This is a genomic window from Citrobacter sp. Cpo065 (assembly GCF_030332805.1).
Classification (GTDB): domain Bacteria; phylum Pseudomonadota; class Gammaproteobacteria; order Enterobacterales; family Enterobacteriaceae; genus Citrobacter; species Citrobacter portucalensis.
The window spans coordinates 157768-177300 of sequence record NZ_JAOWHC010000032.1 but is presented as its reverse complement, the minus strand read 5'-3'; the positions used below and the strand labels follow the sequence as shown (position 1 = coordinate 177300).

Annotated in this window: 17 protein-coding genes and 4 tRNA genes; 12 read left to right on the top strand and 9 right to left on the bottom strand. The window is 53.9% G+C overall.

Features of this window, described 5'->3' with window-relative positions:
• Positions 1-52 precede the first annotated feature (52 nt).
• Positions 53-2293 carry a carbamoyltransferase HypF gene (gene hypF, locus OGY68_RS14760; RefSeq protein WP_057068114.1) on the top strand — a complete coding sequence of 747 codons (2241 nt, stop codon included), beginning with the start codon at positions 53-55 and terminating at the stop codon, positions 2291-2293.
• A gap of 161 nt (positions 2294-2454) precedes the next feature.
• Here the strand turns inward: hypF and norW are convergent, their stop codons facing one another.
• Together norW and norV are read right to left on the bottom strand one after the other, a co-directional pair.
• On the bottom strand, positions 2455-3588 hold the full coding sequence (norW, locus tag OGY68_RS14755; RefSeq protein WP_048215690.1) for an NADH:flavorubredoxin reductase NorW: 1134 nt from the start codon (positions 3586-3588) through the stop codon (positions 2455-2457).
• Positions 3585-5033 (bottom strand): anaerobic nitric oxide reductase flavorubredoxin, encoded by a 1449-nt coding sequence (gene norV, locus OGY68_RS14750; RefSeq protein WP_008785624.1) that lies wholly within the window; start codon positions 5031-5033, stop codon positions 3585-3587. The genes norW and norV overlap by 4 nt, the downstream gene beginning before the upstream one ends.
• Before the next feature lie 191 nt (positions 5034-5224).
• On the opposite strand from norV, the gene norR reads away from it, so the two are divergent.
• Entirely contained in the window at positions 5225-6745 is a 1521-nt protein-coding gene (gene norR, locus OGY68_RS14745; protein WP_057068118.1) for a nitric oxide reductase transcriptional regulator NorR, read from the top strand.
• On the opposite strand, the gene gutQ is transcribed toward norR, so the two are convergent.
• From gutQ to srlA, 7 genes are all read right to left on the bottom strand, one after another.
• Complete coding sequence (gutQ, locus tag OGY68_RS14740) at positions 6742-7707, bottom strand: arabinose-5-phosphate isomerase GutQ (RefSeq protein WP_003825938.1); 966 nt, start codon at positions 7705-7707, stop codon at positions 6742-6744. The genes norR and gutQ overlap by 4 nt on opposite strands.
• Positions 7700-8473 carry a glucitol operon DNA-binding transcriptional repressor SrlR gene (gene srlR / locus OGY68_RS14735; RefSeq protein ID WP_003037350.1) on the bottom strand — a complete coding sequence of 258 codons (774 nt, stop codon included), beginning with the start codon at positions 8471-8473 and terminating at the stop codon, positions 7700-7702. The genes gutQ and srlR overlap by 8 nt, the downstream gene beginning before the upstream one ends.
• A gap of 70 nt (positions 8474-8543) precedes the next feature.
• Complete coding sequence (gene gutM / locus OGY68_RS14730) at positions 8544-8903, bottom strand: transcriptional regulator GutM (protein WP_008785622.1); 360 nt, start codon at positions 8901-8903, stop codon at positions 8544-8546.
• A gap of 55 nt (positions 8904-8958) precedes the next feature.
• Entirely contained in the window at positions 8959-9738 is a 780-nt protein-coding gene (gene srlD / locus OGY68_RS14725; RefSeq protein ID WP_003037345.1) for a sorbitol-6-phosphate dehydrogenase, read from the bottom strand.
• 17 nt (positions 9739-9755) lie between these two features.
• Positions 9756-10118: a PTS glucitol/sorbitol transporter subunit IIA gene (gene srlB, locus OGY68_RS14720; RefSeq protein WP_008785621.1), complete on the bottom strand. Its 363-nt coding sequence runs from the start codon at positions 10116-10118 to the stop codon at positions 9756-9758.
• A 13-nt stretch (positions 10119-10131) separates the two neighbouring features.
• Complete coding sequence (srlE, locus tag OGY68_RS14715) at positions 10132-11103, bottom strand: PTS glucitol/sorbitol transporter subunit IIB (protein ID WP_008785620.1); 972 nt, start codon at positions 11101-11103, stop codon at positions 10132-10134.
• The gene (gene srlA / locus OGY68_RS14710) at positions 11100-11663 is read right to left on the bottom strand and encodes a PTS glucitol/sorbitol transporter subunit IIC (protein ID WP_003037339.1); all 564 of its coding nucleotides are present in this window, start codon (positions 11661-11663) and stop codon (positions 11100-11102) included. Before srlA ends, srlE begins: the two co-directional genes overlap by 4 nt.
• 264 nt (positions 11664-11927) lie before the next feature.
• On the opposite strand from srlA, the gene mltB reads away from it, so the two are divergent.
• The 10 genes from mltB to OGY68_RS14660 all read left to right on the top strand — a co-directional run bounded on the left by mltB (position 11928) and on the right by OGY68_RS14660 (position 19532).
• On the top strand, positions 11928-13007 hold the full coding sequence (mltB, locus tag OGY68_RS14705) for a lytic murein transglycosylase B (protein ID WP_003037336.1): 1080 nt from the start codon (positions 11928-11930) through the stop codon (positions 13005-13007).
• 191 nt (positions 13008-13198) lie between these two features.
• Positions 13199-13696, top strand: coding sequence for a nicotinamide-nucleotide amidase (pncC, locus tag OGY68_RS14700; RefSeq protein WP_048225249.1), 498 nt, complete (start codon positions 13199-13201; stop codon positions 13694-13696).
• 92 nt (positions 13697-13788) lie between these two features.
• On the top strand, positions 13789-14853 hold the full coding sequence (gene recA, locus OGY68_RS14695; RefSeq protein WP_057068120.1) for a recombinase RecA: 1065 nt from the start codon (positions 13789-13791) through the stop codon (positions 14851-14853).
• Positions 14854-14939: 86 nt separating this feature from the next.
• Entirely contained in the window at positions 14940-15440 is a 501-nt protein-coding gene (gene recX, locus OGY68_RS14690; protein ID WP_008785618.1) for a recombination regulator RecX, read from the top strand.
• A 128-nt stretch (positions 15441-15568) separates the two neighbouring features.
• Positions 15569-18196, top strand: a complete 2628-nt coding sequence (alaS, locus tag OGY68_RS14685; RefSeq protein ID WP_008785617.1) for an alanine--tRNA ligase — start codon at positions 15569-15571, stop codon at positions 18194-18196.
• Between the two features lie 238 nt (positions 18197-18434).
• Positions 18435-18620, top strand: coding sequence for a carbon storage regulator CsrA (gene csrA, locus OGY68_RS14680; protein WP_000906486.1), 186 nt, complete (start codon positions 18435-18437; stop codon positions 18618-18620).
• Positions 18621-18956: 336 nt separating this feature from the next.
• A tRNA-Ser gene (locus OGY68_RS14675) sits at positions 18957-19049 on the top strand.
• Between the two features lie 3 nt (positions 19050-19052).
• Positions 19053-19129, top strand: a tRNA-Arg gene (locus tag OGY68_RS14670).
• Positions 19130-19189: 60 nt separating this feature from the next.
• Positions 19190-19266: transfer RNA gene (locus tag OGY68_RS14665), tRNA-Arg, on the top strand.
• Between the two features lie 192 nt (positions 19267-19458).
• Positions 19459-19532 (top strand) — tRNA-Arg (locus OGY68_RS14660).
• The last annotated feature ends 1 nt before the right edge of the window (position 19533 follow it).

Sequence of the window (19533 nt, the reverse complement as noted above, 5' to 3'; positions counted from 1 at the left end):
TAAGCGTAGCGCCATCAGGCAAACCGGGATAGATGACTGCGGGAACGACTTAATGACAATAAACAACCACTCCGGCGTACAGCTGCGTATTCGCGGCAAAGTACAGGGCGTCGGATTTCGCCCCTACGTCTGGCAACTGGCGCAGCGCTTACAACTGCATGGCGATGTGTGTAACGACGGTGACGGTGTGGTTGTGCGCTTACAGGAAGATCCGGCGGAGTTTATTGCGCAGTTGCATCAACACTGCCCACCGCTGGCGCGCATTGACAGCGTTGAGAGTGAACCATTCGCCTGGACGCAGCAGCCTGCCGATTTCTCGATTCGTCAAAGTGCTGGCGGTACGATGAATACGCAAATCGTTCCGGACGCCGCGACCTGTCCCGAATGCCTTGTTGAAATGAACACCCCCGGCGAACGTCGTTACCGATACCCCTTTATCAACTGCACCCACTGTGGTCCGCGTTTTACGATTATCCGCGCGATGCCCTACGATCGTCCGTTTACCGTAATGGCGTCATTCCCACTCTGCGCGCAATGTGACAAAGAGTATCGCGATCCGTACGACCGTCGATTCCACGCCCAGCCAGTGGCTTGTCCGGCATGCGGCCCTCATCTGGAGTGGTTCTGTGCGGGTGAGCGAGCGGAGAAAGAAGTGGCGCTGCAGGCGGCGGTATCGCGGCTGAAAGCAGGCGGTATTGTGGCGGTTAAAGGCATTGGTGGGTTTCATCTGGTGTGCGATGCGCGAAATGATAACGCCGTAGCGCTACTCAGGCTGCGCAAACACCGTCCGACGAAACCTCTGGCAGTGATGCTGCCCTCTGATGAGGGATTGCCTGAACCCGCTCGTCGTTTGCTGACTACCCCTGCTGCGCCGATCGTGCTGGTGCAGAAACGCTATGTCGCTGCATTGAGCGAGGGTATTGCGCCAGGGTTAACGGAGGTTGGCGTCATGCTGCCAGCGAATCCGTTACAGCATTTACTCTTACAAGAGATGAATTGTCCGCTGGTGATGACCTCTGGCAACCTCAGCGGCAGGCCTCCGGCCATTACCAACGCCCAGGCGCTGGAAGATTTACACGACATTGCCGACGGTTTCCTGCTGCATAATCGCGAAATTGTGCAGCGGATGGATGACTCCGTGGTGCGTGACAGTGGGGAAATGCTGCGTCGTTCCCGGGGTTATGTGCCGGATGCGGTTGCACTACCACCAGGATTTCGCGACGTGCCGCCGATGCTGTGCTTAGGCGCGGATCTGAAAAATACTTTCTGTCTGGTCCGTGGTGAACAGGCGGTTATCAGCCAGCATTTGGGCGATCTCAGCGATGACGGCATTCAGCAACAGTGGCGTGATGCGCTACGCCTGATCCAGAACATTTATGACTTTACGCCGCAGCGTATCGTGCATGATGCACACCCTGGCTATGTTTCCAGCCAATGGGCCAGTGAAATGGAGCTGCCAACTGAAACGGTGCTGCATCACCATGCGCATGCCGCTGCGTGTCTTGCGGAGCACGGCTGGCCGCTCAATGGCGATGATGTGATTGCCCTGACGCTAGACGGTATCGGTATGGGGGAAAACGGCGCGCTGTGGGGTGGAGAGTGTTTGCGGGTTAACTATCGTGAATGCGAATACCTTGGCGGCTTACCGGCGGTAGCGCTGGCGGGCGGCGATCTGGCGGCAAAACAGCCGTGGCGTAATCTGCTCGCGCAGTGCCTGCGTTTTGTTCCTGACTGGCAGCGTTATCCGGAAACATCGGTGCTGCAACATCAAAACTGGAACGTGCTGGCGCGCGCTATTGAACGGGGAATTAACGCTCCGCTGGCGTCATCGTGCGGACGACTGTTTGATGCCGTTGCCGCCGCGTTGCAATGTGCACCGGAATCATTGAGTTATGAAGGTGAAGCGGCCTGTGCGCTTGAGGCGATGGCATCGCAATGTGATGGCGTTGATCACCCAGTCACGGTGCCGCTTGATGACAATCAGCTGGACTTAGCAGTTTTTTGGCAGCAATGGCTGAACTGGCAGGCCAAACCAGCAGAAAGGGCGTGGGCGTTTCACGACGCGCTGGCGCGTGGGTTTGCCACTCTGATGCGAATGCAGGCCGAAGCGCGCGGGATTAAGACGTTAGTATTTAGCGGTGGCGTGATGCATAACCGCTTATTGTCGGCCCGTCTGGCGTTTTATCTGCGTGATTTTACCTTACTGTTCCCGCAGCGTTTACCGGCGGGCGACGGCGGGTTGTCATTGGGGCAGGGCGTGATTGCCGCGGCGCGAGCGTTGGCGCAAAAATAAAAAAAGCCCCGGGACTGGCGGGGCAAGAAAAACATGTCGGGGCATACCGACAAGTGGCAACGCACATCCATGTGCGTGAGGTTAATAAATCAGTAGCAGCGTTGCCGGGCAAAGTCGCAGGCCGGATAAGACGCGAAGCGGCACCATCCGGCATCCCAGACTTACACAGGCAACGTTTTCAGCAGCGCAAAGGCCTCTTTCATGCGGTCTTCACTGACGACAAACGCACACAGCTGGCCTTCGTCGTTCATCCCTCTGGCGACCATCCCCTGCGCTTCGGCGGCGATGTGCCAGTTTAGATCCCGGCGCTGGGTTTCCCCGGCCAAATGCAGAGGCAGTTCTGGCGTTTTGACTTTTACCAGCATGGCTGGCAGTTTCAATGGCGCATTGCCGCCGAGCAGGTTTTTCGCCAGATACATGGCGCTCAGCTGAATCGGCTGCAGGAACGGGAGCACCTGACCGTTAATCTCCGCACAGTCGCCGAGAGCATAAATGTCCGGGTGGCTGGTTTGCAGGTAGCTATCGACGCAGACGCCACGATTGATGTTCAATCCGGCACGACGCGCCAGTGCGGTCTCCGGGCGTAAGCCGGTGGCGGCGATCACCGCATCGACTTCTACGCTGCGGCTACGATCGAGCGTGGCACGAATACCTGACGCCGTTTTCTCCAGCCCCTGAAGCTGTGATTTCAACAGCAGGTGTACGCCCATATCGGTCAGACGATGCTGTAAGCGACTGCTGACTTCCGGCGGCATCAGCGAAGCCAGAATGCTGGCGGCGTTGTCGATAAGCGTTACCGCTTTACCGGCACGACAGAAATCCATCGCCAGTTCACTGCCAATCAAGCCGCCGCCGACAATCAGTACCCGCTGGGCATCACGCAGCTGCGTTTCACAAGCGCGATACTCTTGTTGGCTGTTCAACGTGAGCATTAACTCACGTCCGGTAACCGGCGGTACAAAGGCTGAAGCGCCCGTCGCCAGCACCAGTTTGTCGTACTGCCACTGCTGATCCTGGCTTTTCACTACGTGGGCATCAGCATCGATGTCGGTTACCCAGGTGTGCGGGAACAGGCGCAAATTAAACTGTTCGGCAAACTCCCCCGCCGACTGGCGGGTGAGGTCGTCTGCACGCTGTGACTGACTGATAACATGGCTGAGATCGGGCTTGTTGTACTCATCCATGCTGTCCGCAGCAATCAGGGTCAGCGGGACATTTGCATCCTGCTTACGGATATTTTTGACTAACTGGCGGGCGGCGAAGCCCGAACCAATAATGACAATTCCGCGGCTCATTTTGCCTCCGTTGCCAGGACGTCGAAGACGTCTTTACCTAATGAACATTCTGGACACAGGAAGTTATCCGGCACGTCGCTCCACGGTGTTCCCGGCGCGACATCCTGCAGCGGTTCACCTTTTGCCGGATCGTAAATCCACTGGCACACGCTGCACTGCATGCTAGGGCCAAGATCGGCGGCAGCCGCAGCGGCGCAAGCGCATTCTTCTTCTTTGGATGCGGCTTTCACGGTTGTTTCCGGCAGTGGCGCAAGCGCCCACTGACGCGCGATTTCACGGCCGTGCTGGCGGCATAGTTCCAGTGCATCCAGGTCCGGACGCCATTTCGCCTTCAGGCTCAGCGACATTTCGAAACCAGCATCCTGCAAACGCGTAGACAAACGGTCTACTGCGCCGCCGCTCCAGCCGTGTGAGCCAAAGGCGCTGGCGCGTTTGTTACGAAAACGCAGGCCGGTCATCTCTTCCACCAAACCGGCGATTTTTGGCATCATTACGTTGTTCATCGTCGAAGTACCGACCAGCACGCCTTTAGAGCGGAAGACGTTAGTCAGAACTTCGTTCTTATCGCTACGGGCGACGTTAAAGATTTTCACTGCCACGTTCGGGTCAACTTCGTTGATGCCCTGGGCTATGGCGTCCGCCATCATGCGGGTGTTGTTGGACATGGTGTCGTAGAAAATGGTGATGCGGTCTTCCTGATAATCCGCCGCCCATTTCAGATACATTTCCACGATTTGCGTCGGGTTGTCGCGCCATACCACGCCGTGGGAAGTAGCAATCATATCGACAGGCAGGTTGAAGCCGAGGATCTCAGTAATTTTCGGTGTAACCAGACGGCTGAACGGCGTCAGAATGTTGGCGTAGTAACGCTGGCACTGTTCGAACAGTTCGGTCTGGTCAACTTCGTCGTTAAACAGACGTTCGTCGCAGTAGTGCTGGCCGAAGGCGTCATTACTGAACAGCACCGCGTCGCCGGTCATGTAGGTCATCATGCTGTCAGGCCAGTGCAGCATTGGCGTTTCAACGAAGATCAGCTGTTTGCCGTTACCAATGTCCAGTGAATCACCGGTTTTCACCACGTTAAAGTTCCACTCCGGGTGATGGTGATGCCCGTTGATGGAGTCAATGGCGTTGGCTGTGCAGTAAATCGGCGTGTCCGGGATGCAGGACATCAGCTCAGTCAGCGCCCCTGCATGGTCTTCTTCCGCGTGGTTAATGATGATGTAGTCGATATCCGCGAGGTCAATTTCACTGCGCAGGTTCTGCACGAATTCACGGCTAAACTTGTGGTCTACTGTATCGATCAGGACATTTTTTTCTTCACGGATGAGATAGCTGTTGTAGCTGCTGCCGCGCAGCGTTTTGTATTCAGTCCCGTGGAAATCACGAACTTCCCAGTCACGTTGGCCAACCCAATGAATGTTATTTTTAACCAGAATAGACATAGCAACCTCAGTAATTAATTCAGCGTTTTTCTAAAAAAGATGTTTTGCTTATTGCAGGTTGCGTGCCAACTTTTTATTTTATTGATTTTAATGGTTTTATTGTTTTCTGCTTATTAGGTGGTAGTCAAAATGACTATTAATTTTATTGTCAATATGACAATATGAATTGTCAAAATGACAATGAGGTAGTCATGAGCTTTTCCGTAGACGTGCTGGCGGGCATCGCCATTGAATTACAAAGCGGTATTGGACATCAGGATCGTTTTCAACGTCTGATAACCACTTTGCGTCAGGTGCTGGAGTGCGACGCGTCGGCACTGCTGCGCTACGAGTCGCGACAGTTTATTCCGCTGGCGATCGATGGGCTGGCGCAGGATGTTCTCGGCAGACGCTTTACTCTGGAAGGGCATCCGCGTCTGGAGGCGATTGCCCGCGCCGGAGACGTGGTTCGTTTCCCTGCCGACAGCGATTTGCCAGACCCATATGATGGTCTGATTCCGGGGCAGGAGAGTCTGAAGGTGCATGCCTGTATTGGGCTGCCGTTGTTCGCCGGTCAAAATTTGATTGGTGCGTTAACTCTGGATGGCATGGAGCCCGATCAGTTCGATGTTTTCAGCGATGAGGAGCTTAGGCTGATTGCCGCGCTGGCGGCGGGTGCGCTGAGCAATGCGCTGCTGATTGAACAACTGGAAAGCCAGAATATGCTGCCAGGTTCGTCAACCAACTTTGAGCAGGTGACGGAAACCCAGATGATTGGCCTTTCGCCCAATATGATGCAGCTGAAAAAAGAAATTGAGATTGTGGCGGGGTCCGATCTCAACGTGCTGATAAGCGGCGAAACAGGGACCGGGAAGGAGCTGGTGGCTAAAGCTATCCATGAAGGTTCGCCGCGCGCGGTGAATCCACTGGTGTATCTGAACTGTGCAGCGTTGCCGGAAACCGTAGCCGAAAGTGAGCTGTTTGGTCACGTAAAAGGCGCGTTTACCGGGGCTATCAGCAATCGTAGCGGTAAGTTTGAAATGGCCGACAATGGGACGCTGTTTCTCGACGAGATAGGCGAACTCTCGCTGGCGCTACAGGCTAAGCTGCTACGCGTATTGCAGTACGGCGATATTCAGCGCGTGGGTGACGATCGCAGCCTACGCGTGGATGTGCGGGTGCTGGCGGCGACGAACCGTGATTTACGCGAAGAGGTGCTGGCCGGGAATTTCCGCGCGGATTTGTTCCACCGTCTGAGCGTCTTCCCCCTTTCTGTACCGCCTCTTCGTGAGCGCGGCGAAGATGTGGTGCTGCTGGCCGGCTATTTTTGCGAGCAATGCCGACTGCGGCTGGGTCTTTCCCGCGTGGTGCTAAGCCCCGGCGCGCGTAGCCATCTGCTGAATTACGGCTGGCCCGGAAACGTGCGCGAGCTGGAACATGCCATTCACCGGGCGGTTGTTCTGGCCAGGGCTACCAGGGCAGGGGATGAAGTGGTGCTGGAGACGCAGCATTTTGCCTTGCAGGATGAAGGTCCGGCTCCGCAGGTGGCGGAAGTTGTTGCGGAGATCCCGCAACATCACAATCTGCGTGAAGCAACAGAGTCGTTCCAGCGGGAGATGATCCGCCGGGCACTGGCGCAAAATAATCACAGTTGGGCGGCAAGCGCGCGGACGCTGGAAACAGACGTCGCCAACCTGCACCGGCTGGCGAAACGTCTGGGTCTGAAGGATTAGATAATACCGGCCTGATAGAAATCCTGCAGGTTGATAGCACCGGTGAGTTTACCGTTTTCATCGACAACCGGTGCGGCAGTGATTTTACGCTTCATCAGGATCTCTTTGGCGTCAATCGCGCGGCTCTGCGCCTGTAGCGTAATGCCATTCTGAGTCATAGCTTCGCTAACCTGGGTGGTGAGCGCTCCGCCGCCAACCAGCCAGCGGCGCAGGTCACCGTCGGTAAAGACCCCTTTCACCAGTGACTGGTCGTCGCAGACCGCGACCAGGCCAAGACCCGTGCGGCTGAGTTCCAGCATCGCGTCCATCACGCTGGTGGTGAGCTTCACCTGAGGTATGGCATCGTCGCGGCGCATCAGATGATGCACTTTATTCAACAGACGAGCGCCCAGCGCACCTGCCGGATGTGAGCGGGCAAAATCTTCTTCGTTAAAGCCGCGCGCTTGCATCACGGCGATCGCCAGCGCGTCGCCCATCATCAACGTATTTACGGTGCTGGACGTCGGTGCCAGGCGCATCGGACAGGCTTCGCGCTCAACGGAAATATCCAGCACGGCTTTGGCGGCCAGACCCAACGGTGAGGTCGGTTTTCCGGTCATTGCCAGCAGTGCGACGGATTTGTCTTCCAGGCGTGGGATGATGAGATCCAGCTCTTTCGCACCGCCGGAGTAGGAGATAAACAGCATGACATCACGGCTTTCGATCATCCCTAAGTCGCCGTGCAGCGCTTCCGCCGGATGCACAAAAAAGGCGGGCGTGCCGGTACTGGCGAGGGTCGCAGCAATTTTTTTGCCAATATGACCTGATTTACCAATACCGGAGACAATGACTTTGCCTTCACAGTGGATAATCGTATTGGCGGCGCGGACAAAATCATCGCCCAGGCGTTCTGGCAGTCGGCTGGCTTCCTGTAGTTCCAGCATTAACGTCTGACGGCCCGCGTTCAGTAGTGCATCACTCATTGGTTTCTCCGGTTATGATCACTTCAATCCCTTTTGCTTCCAGCGCCTGACGAAACGCAGGGTCGATGCCCGCATCGGTAATCAGCTTGTCGACGCTTTCCAGACTGCATACAACATTAGGGCTTTTGCGCCCAAATTTTGACGAGTCAGCCATCAGAATCACTTCGCGAGCGGCATTGCACATCGCTTTACTGACGCTAAACACCTCATTAAAGGTGGTCACGCCGGCATTGAGGTCAATGCCGTCGGTGCCCATGAAGAGTTTATCAAAGCTGAACTGCTCAAAGGCGTTTTCTGCCAGCTGACCGTGAAATGACGCAGATTTTTTGCGAAAGGTCCCGCCGGGCATCAGGATAGTTTGCTCGTTGTCCAGCTCCGAAAGGGCGTTAACAATGTGCAGACTGTTGGTCATGACGGTGATGTTGCTAAAGCGCGTGAGCATCGGCACCATCTGCAGTACGGTGCTACCCGCATCCAGAATAATAGAGTCGCCATCGTGTATAAAACGGACGGCGGCTTCGGCAATCTGCTCTTTTTTATGCGTATTGATTAGCGTTTTGTGATCGATTGGCGGGTCGGATTCGTCTTTATTTAATACCACACCGCCGTAGGTACGAATGACGGTTCCGGCATTTTCCAGAATGACCAGGTCTTTGCGAATGGTCGTGCCGGTCGTGTCAAAGTAGTGGGCCAGTTCTTCAACCGAGCATTTGCCCTGCTTTTGCAGATGCTCCAGTATGGCAGCCTGACGCTGACGAGGTTTCATAGGCGTGATTACCCTGACTTAATAAGTTGCAAAATGATAATTTCGCAAGCTATTAGCATTCACAACGAAATTACCCATGTTTCAGTTTAAGCGCCAATGATAGTGCATTCTGTGATAACGGATCATGGGGAAAGATCACATCAGGCTGTAAATCATCAAGATGTTTGCCCATTATCGTGGCAATTTTGCCTGGTCGGGCGAATACCGTAAGACCTTTCATAAATAACGTGTCGGTCACCCGTTGCTGCTCATCCAGCGCAATGGCTACCACCACGCGCGGTTTAAAACGCCCACCGGAGCGACCAACACCAACCCGACCTTGCTGGCAGAGTTGATCAAACGCCCGGTTAAAGCGGGATATTTGCCAGCCACCAAGCGCCAGTTGCAGGCACCAGGCGATAGCGGCGACGGTAATCAGTGCGGAAACCATTATGTACTCCTTTGATTTTGCCGGATAAGCGCAGCCGCCATCCGGCAATTCAACATTAAAACATCACCTGACCACCGGTCACGTTGATGGACTGCCCGGTGCAGTAAGAGGCTTTTGGACTGGCGTAAAACAGCAGCATGTTCAGTACGTCCTGATAATCGCAGCCGCGTTTAAGCGGAACCTTATCAATGTAGTACTGCTCCACTTCGTCTGGCTTAAGGCCCAGCTTGGTCGCATATTGCGGTAATAACGACTGAAACATTGGTGATTTCAGCAGGTTGCCGAGCATCAGCGAATGTACGGTGATCCCATACTCCGCCAGATCCAGCGCCAGCGACTGGGTTAAGCCCACGCCACCAAATTTTGCCGCGCTGTAGCCTGAATTGTGTTTGCTGCCCACTTTCCCTGATTTTGAGTTGATCTGGATAATGCGTCCCTGCACGCCATCGCGGATCATCAGGCGTGAAAATTCACGAGCACAGAGGAAGTAGCCGACCAGATTGACCTGCAGCGAGCGGTCGAAATCCCCAAGCTGAAAGTCGCTGATAAAAGCGGCTTTAGCGATACCCGCGCTGTAAACCAGCAGATCGACACGACCGAATATTTCATCCACTCCGCGCGACAGCGCCAGCACGCTCTGTTCGCTGGTGGCATCTGCGCCAAAACCGTAGGCGGTGCCTTCGCCAAACTCGGCGTTAATTTCTTGCGCGACGTTGGCAGCTTTATCGCTTTGAATATCCACCACCGCGACGCGGTATCCTTCTGTCGCAAGCCCACGGCAAAGGAATGCCCCCAGGGTCTGGCCTCCACCAATGACAACGGCAACCTGATTCATTTTTATCTCCTTCAATCTTAAGCAACAAACTTCAAAATACAGCCCGGGGTGATACCGTCCGGGACGGGGCCCGCAACGTGTACAGTGCCGGGGAATTCCGCTTCGCTCTGCCCGTCAAAGCGCAGGGTGATATGCCCGAGTTCACGTAAGTTTTGTTCCGCCACGCTGCCAACGGCGGTGACCGGGTAGTGGTGCTGGCCCAGTTCAAACTGGATCCCGGCTTGTAAAGAGCCGTTCAGGTCCCCGTGGCAATGGATGAAACAAAACTCTTCGATATCCGCTGGCGCGCCTTCACGAAAGGTAATCAGCATCTGGTCGCACAGTGCATCCGGGGCGCTCTGGCCGATACGGGTAATGGTGGTTTGATAAATGACGGTCATTTTTGAATGCCCCTTATTGGTAAATAAAGCCAGAAACAAACCAGGCGATGAGAACGGTAGGCGCGCCGGTCAGAAAACGGCTCACCAGTACGGATGGCACGCCGACGCGGACCGTGTCCTGACGCGCTTCGGCCAGCGACAACCCAACCGGAATAAAGTCACATGCAGCCTGGGCGTTAATGGCGAACAGGGCAGGTAGCGCCAGATGCGGAGGAATGTTCCCCAGACCAATCTGTACACCGATCAGCACGCCGATAACCTGGGCGATAACCGCACCGGGGCCGAGGAAAGGCGACAGCAGCGGGAAAGAGCAGATCAGCGCCAGAGTAACCAGTCCCAACGGATGGCTGGCCAGCGGCGCGAGTCCATGGGCAATCCAGTCTCCCAGACCCGAAGCCATAATGATGCCGATCAGTGCCGAGACGAACGCCATAAATGGCAGAATAGTTTTCAGGACGGTATCGATGGTGTCACGTCCGGACTGGAACAGAACCGCAACGGCTGAACCCATGCCCATTCCCACTTTTGCCAACAGGCCGTCGCTTTGTTCGGTAATCTTTTTACTGGTGTCGTAATCGCGACCGATAGTGCTGCTTGCAGGTTGCGGCGCAGCGGATGCCTCGCCGACAATCGTGATGTTTTCTTCTTTCACGCCAGAGACATAGATATCTTCGACAATGTACTGAGCCAGCGGGCCGGATTTACCAGTAGCGTGAATATTCACCGTCGGTATACGGCGTTTGGGATAGATCCCACAGCGCAGCGTGCCGCCGCAGTCGATGATCGCCACACCAATTTCGTTCTCCGGTGGCTCGCCCTCTTTGAAGCCATCAACTGCCTGCCAACCGGTCAGGCTTGCTATCCTGTCGACTATTGCGGGGCGAGTTCCTGCGGTGATATAGACAATTTTCTTGCCCGGAATGGCATCCAGTTCAAGGGGGCCACCCCAGCCGCCGGTGCCTTTTTCAATACGAATACGTGTCATGATGTTGCTCCCGCCAGATGCACCTTCTGTTCAAGTTGAATGCCCATTTTTTTCTCGAAGATAGTGGTGGTGAAATCGGTCACCCAGCCGCGGAAGAAGTTAGTCACCAAACCGACCAGCAGGTAGCTCACCGCCAGTGGGCCAAGCGGAAGCCCCAGCGTGGTCAGGCCGCTGGCGATCCCCAGATAGACAAACAGTTCGCCGGGGTTGATGTGCGGGAATAAGCCGTTCATTGAATGGCAACTGTAAGAGGCGGCGGCGTAGTAGCTGGGCTTGTATTTTTCTGGCATAAAGCGACCCAGACTCAGCGTCATCGGGTTACAAAATACAAATGTGCCGATGCACGGCAGTAGCAAATAGCGGGACAGTGGATTTCCAGCGCAGCGCTGAGCAAAACGTTCAATACGCTGCTGGCCGATAAAGTTAATCAGCGCATTCATGATGACCAGCAGGCTAATCAGCAGGGGAAGAATACCGGTCACCATACCGGTAAACACTTCTCCGCCTTTCTGGAACAGCCCGATAAACCACTCCGCACCGAGTGTGATGGTGTCGATCATTATTCTCTCCTGTAGGGATTTTAGTTATCTTGCCAAACGGTGGCTAATTTTAATCAGATTGAAAGATATAAAAGTGTTATTTTGATCTCAAAACGAAAGATAAATATTTTAATTTGAAAGTTATTGCGTGAAGGCTCGCAAATGTGAAGGTCAGAGATGAAAGGGGATGTAAATTCTGTGAAGGAGAGCGACTACCGCTTCCTTGTATGGCGGAGGATGCTTTACCATACTTCTCCCAGGCTGAATTTGTTTAATGGATGTCTCATGTTCAAGCGTCGTTATGTAGCGTTACTCCCCCTTTTCGTACTGCTCGCTGCCTGTAGCAGCAAACCTAAACCTTCAGAGACTCAAACGACTACGGGTGCGCCATCCGGCGGCTTCCTGCTTGAGCCACAGCACAACGTCATGCAAACGGGCGGTGATTTTGCCAATAATCCGAACGCGCAGCAGTTCATCGAAAAAATGGTGAACAAGCACGGCTTTGACCGCCAGCAGCTGCAGGAGATCTTGTCGCAGGCCAAGCGTCTGGACTCGGTATTGCGTTTGATGGACCGCCAGGCACCGACGACTCAACCGCCAGCCGGTCCTAACGGCGCATGGCTGCGCTACCGCAAACAGTTCATCACGCCTGACAACGTGCAAAATGGCGTAGCCTTCTGGAATCAATATGAAGATGCGCTGAACCGTGCGTGGCAGGTCTATGGTGTTCCGCCGGAAATTATCGTTGGCATTATCGGCGTTGAAACGCGTTGGGGCCGCGTGATGGGTAAAACGCGGATTCTGGATGCTCTGGCGACGCTGTCGTTTAACTATCCTCGTCGTGCGGAATACTTCTCTGGTGAACTGGAAACCTTCCTGCTGATGGCGCGAGATGAAAGCGACGATCCGCTCGATTTGAAAGGTTCTTTCGCCGGCGCGATGGGCTACGGCCAGTTTATGCCGTCTTCCTATAAGCAATATGCCGTTGATTTTAATGGTGATGGCCACATTAACCTGTGGGATCCGGTTGATGCCATTGGTAGCGTGGCGAATTACTTCAAGGGCCACGGCTGGGTGAAAGGCGATACGGTCGCGGTGCCGGCAAATGGTCAGGCACCTGGGCTGGCGAACGGCTTTAAAACCCAGTACAGCATTTCTCAGCTTGCTGCGGCGGGTCTGACGCCACAGCAGTCGTTGGGTAATCATCAGCAGGCCAGCCTGCTGCGCCTGGATATTGGTACCGGCTATCAATACTGGTATGGGCTGCCGAACTTCTACACCATCACCCGCTACAACCACAGTACCCACTACGCGATGGCCGTGTGGCAGTTGGGTCAGGCGGTCGCGCTGGCGCGCGTGCAGTAATCGCTCCACCGGCCTACAGGAAGAAATCTCTTGTAGGCCGGATAAGATGCCCTGACATTGTCATCCGGCAGGTCTTATTAATGCAACGGAGCAATTTTTGGAATCCCCCTCGTAAAACGTTCTCTCCATCCCCACATCGGTTATGAAAGTGCTATCTTGTCCGGCATATTTTTTAACTGACAGAGGCTGAAATGACCGACAGTGAACTGATGCAGTTAAGTGAGCAGGTTGGCCTGGCGCTGAAAGCGCGTGGGGCGACCGTTACGACGGCGGAGTCCTGCACCGGCGGCTGGGTGGCCAAAGCGATTACGGATATTGCCGGAAGCTCCGCCTGGTTTGAACGCGGGTTTGTGACCTACAGCAACGAAGCCAAAGCACAGATGATAGGCGTGCGCGAAGAGACGCTGGCCCAGCATGGGGCGGTGAGCGAGCCTGTAGTGGTGGAGATGGCGATTGGCGCGCTAAAAGCTGCCCGCGCGCATTTCGCGGTCTCGATCAGCGGTATTGCCGGGCCGGATGGCGGCAGTGAAGAAAAGCCCGTAGGTACCGTATGGTTCGCCTTTGCCAGCGCGAGCGGCGAGGGGATTACGCGTCGGGAATGCTTCAGCGGCGATCGCGACGCGGTACGTCGACAGGCGACCGTCTACGCGTTACAAACCCTGTGGCAACAATTTCTACAAAATACTTGATACTGTATGAGCATACAGTATAATTGCCTCAACAGAACATTATCTATCACGTTTCGCGGTTTAACCCGAAAGCGGCATGACAGGAGTAATTAATGGCTATCGACGAAAACAAACAGAAAGCGTTGGCTGCAGCGCTGGGTCAGATCGAAAAGCAATTCGGTAAAGGCTCCATCATGCGCCTGGGTGAAGACCGTTCCATGGATGTGGAAACTATCTCCACCGGTTCGCTTTCTCTGGATATCGCATTGGGCGCGGGCGGTTTGCCAATGGGCCGTATCGTCGAAATCTACGGGCCTGAATCCTCCGGTAAAACAACGCTGACCCTGCAGGTTATTGCCGCTGCGCAGCGTGAAGGTAAAACCTGTGCATTTATCGATGCGGAACACGCGCTGGATCCGGTCTATGCCCGTAAGCTTGGCGTTGATATCGACAACCTGCTGTGTTCTCAGCCGGATACCGGTGAACAAGCGCTGGAAATCTGTGATGCGCTGGCGCGCTCCGGTGCGGTTGACGTTATCGTTGTCGACTCCGTTGCCGCATTGACGCCGAAGGCAGAAATCGAAGGCGAGATTGGCGATTCTCACATGGGCCTTGCGGCGCGTATGATGAGCCAGGCGATGCGTAAGCTGGCCGGTAACCTGAAGCAGTCCAACACGCTGCTGATTTTCATCAACCAGATCCGTATGAAGATTGGCGTTATGTTTGGTAACCCGGAAACCACCACCGGTGGTAACGCCCTGAAATTCTATGCGTCTGTTCGTCTGGACATCCGTCGTATTGGCGCGGTGAAAGAAGGCGACAACGTGGTCGGCAGCGAAACTCGCGTTAAGGTTGTGAAAAACAAAATTGCAGCACCGTTCAAACAGGCTGAATTCCAGATCCTTTACGGTGAAGGCATCAACTTCTACGGCGAACTGGTTGACCTGGGCGTGAAAGAGAAGCTGATTGAAAAAGCCGGTGCATGGTACAGCTACAACGGTGAGAAAATCGGTCAGGGTAAAGCGAATGCGACCAACTGGCTGAAAGAAAACCCGTCAACTGCGAAAGAAATTGAGAAGAAATTACGTGAGTTACTGCTCAATAACCAGGATTCAACGCCTGATTTCTCCGTTGATGACAGCGGCGAAGACGTAAAAGAAACGAACGAAGATTTCTGATAATCTGTTTTGAATCGCATGTTGTGAATCACATATAGTAAAGGGCTGCATATCATGCAGCCCTTTTTCATTTCTGAAGGCTTACTATGACAGAAGCAACTTCCCGCCGTTCTGCTTATTCCCGACTGCTTGACCGTGCCGTACGCATTCTGGCGATGCGCGACCACAGCGAGCAGGAACTGCGGCGCAAGCTGGCCGCTCCGGTGATGGGGAAAAATGGACCAGAAGAAATTGATGCCACGCCGGAGGATTACGACAAGGTCATCGCCTGGTGTATTGAAAGTCGTTATCTGGATGATGATCGTTTCGTGCAGCAGTTTATCGCCAGCCGTAGCCGCAAAGGTTATGGACCAGCCCGAGTGCGCCAGGAATTAAACCAAAAAGGGATCGCACGTGAAGCTATCGAGCGGGCCATGCGTGAGTGCGAAATTGACTGGGCAGTGCTTGCACGCGAGCAGGCCATTCGTAAGTACGGTGAACCTTTACCTGTCGATTTTTCAGATAAGATAAAGGTCCAGCGTTTTTTGCTCTATCGCGGCTATCTGATGGAAGATATTCAGGCAATATGGCGAAATTTTGACGATTGACCGCATACGGGATTTTACTTCCCAGTAAAGAAAACTTATCTTATTCCCACTTTTCGATTGCCAGAGGCGCAGTTTGCGTGCCGATGCTGGTAATGACATTTCGTTAGCTTGATTTCTTCAGGATAATTATGAGCAAGAGCACCGCTGAGATCCGTCAGGCGTTTCTCGATTTTTTCCATAGTAAAGGACACCAGGTAGTTGCCAGCAGCTCCCTGGTACCGAACAATGACCCTACTTTGTTGTTTACCAACGCCGGGATGAACCAGTTCAAGGATGTTTTCCTTGGCCTCGACAAGCGTAATTATTCCCGCGCAACCACCTCGCAGCGTTGTGTACGTGCGGGCGGTAAGCACAATGACCTGGAAAACGTCGGTTACACTGCACGTCACCACACTTTCTTCGAAATGCTGGGCAACTTCAGCTTCGGCGATTACTTCAAACACGACGCTATTCAATATGCATGGGAACTGCTGACCGGTGAAAACTGGTTTGCCCTGCCAAAAGAGCGTCTGTGGGTAACCGTCTATGAAACTGACGATGAAGCCTATGAAATCTGGGAAAAAGAAGTCGGTATTCCGCGCGAACGTATCATCCGTATCGGTGATAACAAAGGTGCGGCTTATGCTTCAGACAACTTCTGGCAGATGGGTGATACCGGTCCTTGCGGTCCATGTACCGAAATTTTCTACGACCACGGCGACCATATCTGGGGTGGACCTCCGGGAAGCGCAGAAGAAGATGGGGATCGCTACATTGAGATCTGGAACATCGTCTTCATGCAGTTCAACCGTCAGGCTGACGGCACCATGGAACCGCTGCCGAAACCGTCCGTGGATACCGGTATGGGTCTGGAGCGTATTGCGGCCGTGCTGCAACACGTTAACTCCAACTATGAAATCGACCTGTTCCGCTCATTGATCGAATCCGTGGCGAAAGTCACTGGCGCAACCGATCTGAGCAACAAGTCTCTGCGCGTTATCGCCGACCATATCCGTTCCTGTGCATTCCTGATTGCCGATGGTGTTGTGCCGTCGAATGAAAACCGTGGCTATGTGCTGCGCCGTATCATTCGTCGCGCGGTACGTCATGGCAACATGCTGGGCGCGAAGGATACCTTCTTCTACAAGCTGGTTGGTCCGTTGGTGGACGTCATGGGCTCTGCAGGTGAAGAACTGAAGCGTCAGCAGGTTATGGTTGAACAGGTTCTGAAAACCGAAGAAGAGCAGTTTGCGCGTACTCTGGAGCGTGGTCTGGCGCTGCTGGACGAAGAACTGGCAAAACTGTCTGGCGATACGCTGGATGGCGAAACCGCATTCCGTCTGTATGACACCTACGGTTTCCCGGTTGACCTGACGGCAGACGTTTGCCGCGAGCGTAACATTAAGGTTGATGAAGCGGGCTTTGAAGCTGCAATGGAAGAACAGCGCCGTCGTGCGCGTGAAGCCAGCGGTTTTGGCGCAGACTACAATGCAATGATTCGCGTTGATGGCGCCTCTGAATTTAAAGGCTACGAGCACCTGGAACTGAACGGCAAAGTGACCGCGCTGTTTGTTGATGGTAAAGCGGTAGACGCAATTAACGCAGGTCAGGATGCCGTTGTCGTACTGGATCAGACGCCGTTCTATGCGGAATCTGGTGGTCAGGTTGGCGACAAGGGTGAACTGAAAGGCGCAGGCTTCGCGTTTGCCGTTAGCGACACGCAGAAATATGGCCAGGCCATTGGTCACATCGGCAAGCTGTCTGCGGGTTCTCTGAAAATTGGTGATGCGGTACAGGCTGATGTGGATGAAGCCCGTCGTGCGCGTATTCGTTTGAACCACTCCGCAACGCACCTGATGCACGCAGCACTGCGCCAGGTTCTGGGCACACATGTGGCACAGAAAGGTTCGTTGGTTAACGATAAACTGCTGCGCTTCGACTTCTCTCATACCGAAGCAATGAAGCCTGCTGAAATCCGTGCCGTTGAAGATCTGGTGAACGCGCAAATCCGTCGCAACTTGCCGATTGAAACGAACATCATGGATCTCGAAGCGGCAAAAGCCAAAGGTGCAATGGCACTGTTTGGCGAGAAATATGACGACCATGTGCGCGTTCTGAGCATGGGTGATTTCTCTACCGAGTTGTGTGGCGGTACTCACGCCAGCCGTACGGGTGATATCGGTCTGTTCCGCATTGTGTCCGAGTCAGGTACTGCGGCAGGCGTTCGTCGTATTGAAGCCGTAACCGGTGAAGGTGCTATCCAAACCGTGCATGCTGAGAGCGATCGCTTAAGCGATGTTGCGCAGCTGCTGAAAGGCGATAGCCAGAATATCGGTGACAAAGTTCGTTCCGTGCTGGAGCGTACACGTCAACTGGAAAAAGAATTGCAGCAATTGAAGGAACAGGCTGCGGCGCAGGAGAGTGCAAATCTTTCCAGCAAAGCGGTTGATATCAACGGCGTGAAGCTGCTGGTCAGCGAACTCGCGGACGTTGAGCCGAAAATGTTGCGTACCATGGTTGATGATCTGAAAAATCAACTGGGGTCTACCGTTATCGTTCTGGCAACGGTAGTGGAAGGTAAGGTTTCTCTGATTGCGGGTGTGTCTAAGGACGTGACAGATCGCGTGAAAGCAGGGGAACTGGTTGGAATGGTCGCTCAGCAGGTCGGCGGTAAGGGTGGCGGTCGTCCGGACATGGCGCAAGCCGGTGGTACGGATGCAGCGGCTCTGCCTGCAGCGTTAGCCAGTGTGAAAGGCTGGGTCAGCGCAAAACTGTAATAATTATAAGCGTAAGTCGACGCTGCGGACTTCAATCCGCAGCGTTTGAATCAACGCTATCGACAACGATAAAGTCAGGTTGAAGTTGTGTATATCGGCTAAACTTAGGTTTAACAGAATGTGATGCCGTGACTGCTTACACTTAGGTGTTTGTCATCGCTTACTTTTTGGCGTTATATGATGGATAATGCCGGGATACAGAGAGACCCGACTCTTTTAATCTTTCAAGGAGCAAAGAATGCTGATTCTGACTCGTCGAGTTGGTGAGACCCTCATGATAGGCGATGAGGTCACCGTGACAGTTTTAGGGGTGAAGGGCAACCAGGTGCGCATTGGCGTAAACGCCCCGAAAGAAGTTTCTGTCCATCGTGAAGAGATCTACCAGCGTATCCAGGCTGAAAAATCCCAGCAGTCCAGTTACTAAGGTTTTCGCGTCTCACCTTTCTGGTGAGGCGCAACCTGATTGAGTTACTCTTTTTCTTCTCTTTTCTTCTTTGTCTTCCCCATTTTTTCGATTCCACTGCGCGTAATGCCTTTTCCTGCGAAGTTTCCGTTTGTTCACTCCTTCAGGAAATTGCCAATTTATCTGTTGATAAAACACTCTTTTTGCCGTTTTTGCAGACTAATTGCGCGTGAAATGTGCAAACGATAAAAGCTCTGGAAAAATTGTTTGACTTATAAGTCCCAGAAAGTAATATGTGCGCCACGCAGCGACGATGAGCAGAAACAAGTTCTTCGAAGCACTCGCAAGAGGCGTGTTGGTGAGGTGGCCGAGAGGCTGAAGGCGCTCCCCTGCTAAGGGAGTATGCGGTCAAAAGCTGCATCCGGGGTTCGAATCCCCGCCTCACCGCCATTTGCATCCGTAGCTCAGCTGGATAGAGTACTCGGCTACGAACCGAGCGGTCGGAGGTTCGAATCCTCCCGGATGCACCATATTACTTGATAGCGCTTTAGCAGCGACATCAAATCTGCAGTAAAGTAAGTTTCCCTGATGCATCCGTAGCTCAGCTGGATAGAGTACTCGGCTACGAACCGAGCGGTCGGAGGTTCGAATCCTCCCGGATGCACCATCTTCTCCGAGGCAACAGCAAAACTGTTGTTTCATGGTCTGCGAGATAATCGCGAGCACTAGGGAGGATAACGTTGCTTTAGCAACGGCCCGCAGGGCGAGGCGCAGCCGAGTAATCCTCCCGGATGCACCATCTCTTACTTGATATCGCTTATCACGATATCAATATCGGCAGTAAAGCAAGTTTTCCGATGCATCCGTAGCTCAGCTGGATAGAGTACTCGGCTACGAACCGAGCGGTCGGAGGTTCGAATCCTCCCGGATGCAC

Bases quoted from the DNA above. Each gene is read 5' to 3' on its own strand.
- norR (WP_057068118.1), top strand. From the start codon at position 5,225: ATGAGCTTTTCCGTAGACGTGCTGGCGGGCATCGCCATTGAATTACAA.
- alaS (WP_008785617.1), top strand. From the start codon at position 15,569: ATGAGCAAGAGCACCGCTGAGATCCGTCAGGCGTTTCTCGATTTTTTC.
- srlR (WP_003037350.1), bottom strand. From the start codon at position 8,473: ATGAAACCTCGTCAGCGTCAGGCTGCCATACTGGAGCATCTGCAAAAG.
- recX (WP_008785618.1), top strand. From the start codon at position 14,940: ATGACAGAAGCAACTTCCCGCCGTTCTGCTTATTCCCGACTGCTTGAC.
- mltB (WP_003037336.1), top strand. From the start codon at position 11,928: ATGTTCAAGCGTCGTTATGTAGCGTTACTCCCCCTTTTCGTACTGCTC.
- srlB (WP_008785621.1), bottom strand. From the start codon at position 10,118: ATGACCGTCATTTATCAAACCACCATTACCCGTATCGGCCAGAGCGCC.
- srlA (WP_003037339.1), bottom strand. From the start codon at position 11,663: ATGATCGACACCATCACACTCGGTGCGGAGTGGTTTATCGGGCTGTTC.
- gutM (WP_008785622.1), bottom strand. From the start codon at position 8,903: ATGGTTTCCGCACTGATTACCGTCGCCGCTATCGCCTGGTGCCTGCAA.
- norV (WP_008785624.1), bottom strand. From the start codon at position 5,033: ATGTCTATTCTGGTTAAAAATAACATTCATTGGGTTGGCCAACGTGAC.
- recA (WP_057068120.1), top strand. From the start codon at position 13,789: ATGGCTATCGACGAAAACAAACAGAAAGCGTTGGCTGCAGCGCTGGGT.
- srlE (WP_008785620.1), bottom strand. From the start codon at position 11,103: ATGACACGTATTCGTATTGAAAAAGGCACCGGCGGCTGGGGTGGCCCC.
- srlD (WP_003037345.1), bottom strand. From the start codon at position 9,738: ATGAATCAGGTTGCCGTTGTCATTGGTGGAGGCCAGACCCTGGGGGCA.
- norW (WP_048215690.1), bottom strand. From the start codon at position 3,588: ATGAGCCGCGGAATTGTCATTATTGGTTCGGGCTTCGCCGCCCGCCAG.
- pncC (WP_048225249.1), top strand. From the start codon at position 13,199: ATGACCGACAGTGAACTGATGCAGTTAAGTGAGCAGGTTGGCCTGGCG.
- gutQ (WP_003825938.1), bottom strand. From the start codon at position 7,707: ATGAGTGATGCACTACTGAACGCGGGCCGTCAGACGTTAATGCTGGAA.
- csrA (WP_000906486.1), top strand. From the start codon at position 18,435: ATGCTGATTCTGACTCGTCGAGTTGGTGAGACCCTCATGATAGGCGAT.
- hypF (WP_057068114.1), top strand. From the start codon at position 53: ATGACAATAAACAACCACTCCGGCGTACAGCTGCGTATTCGCGGCAAA.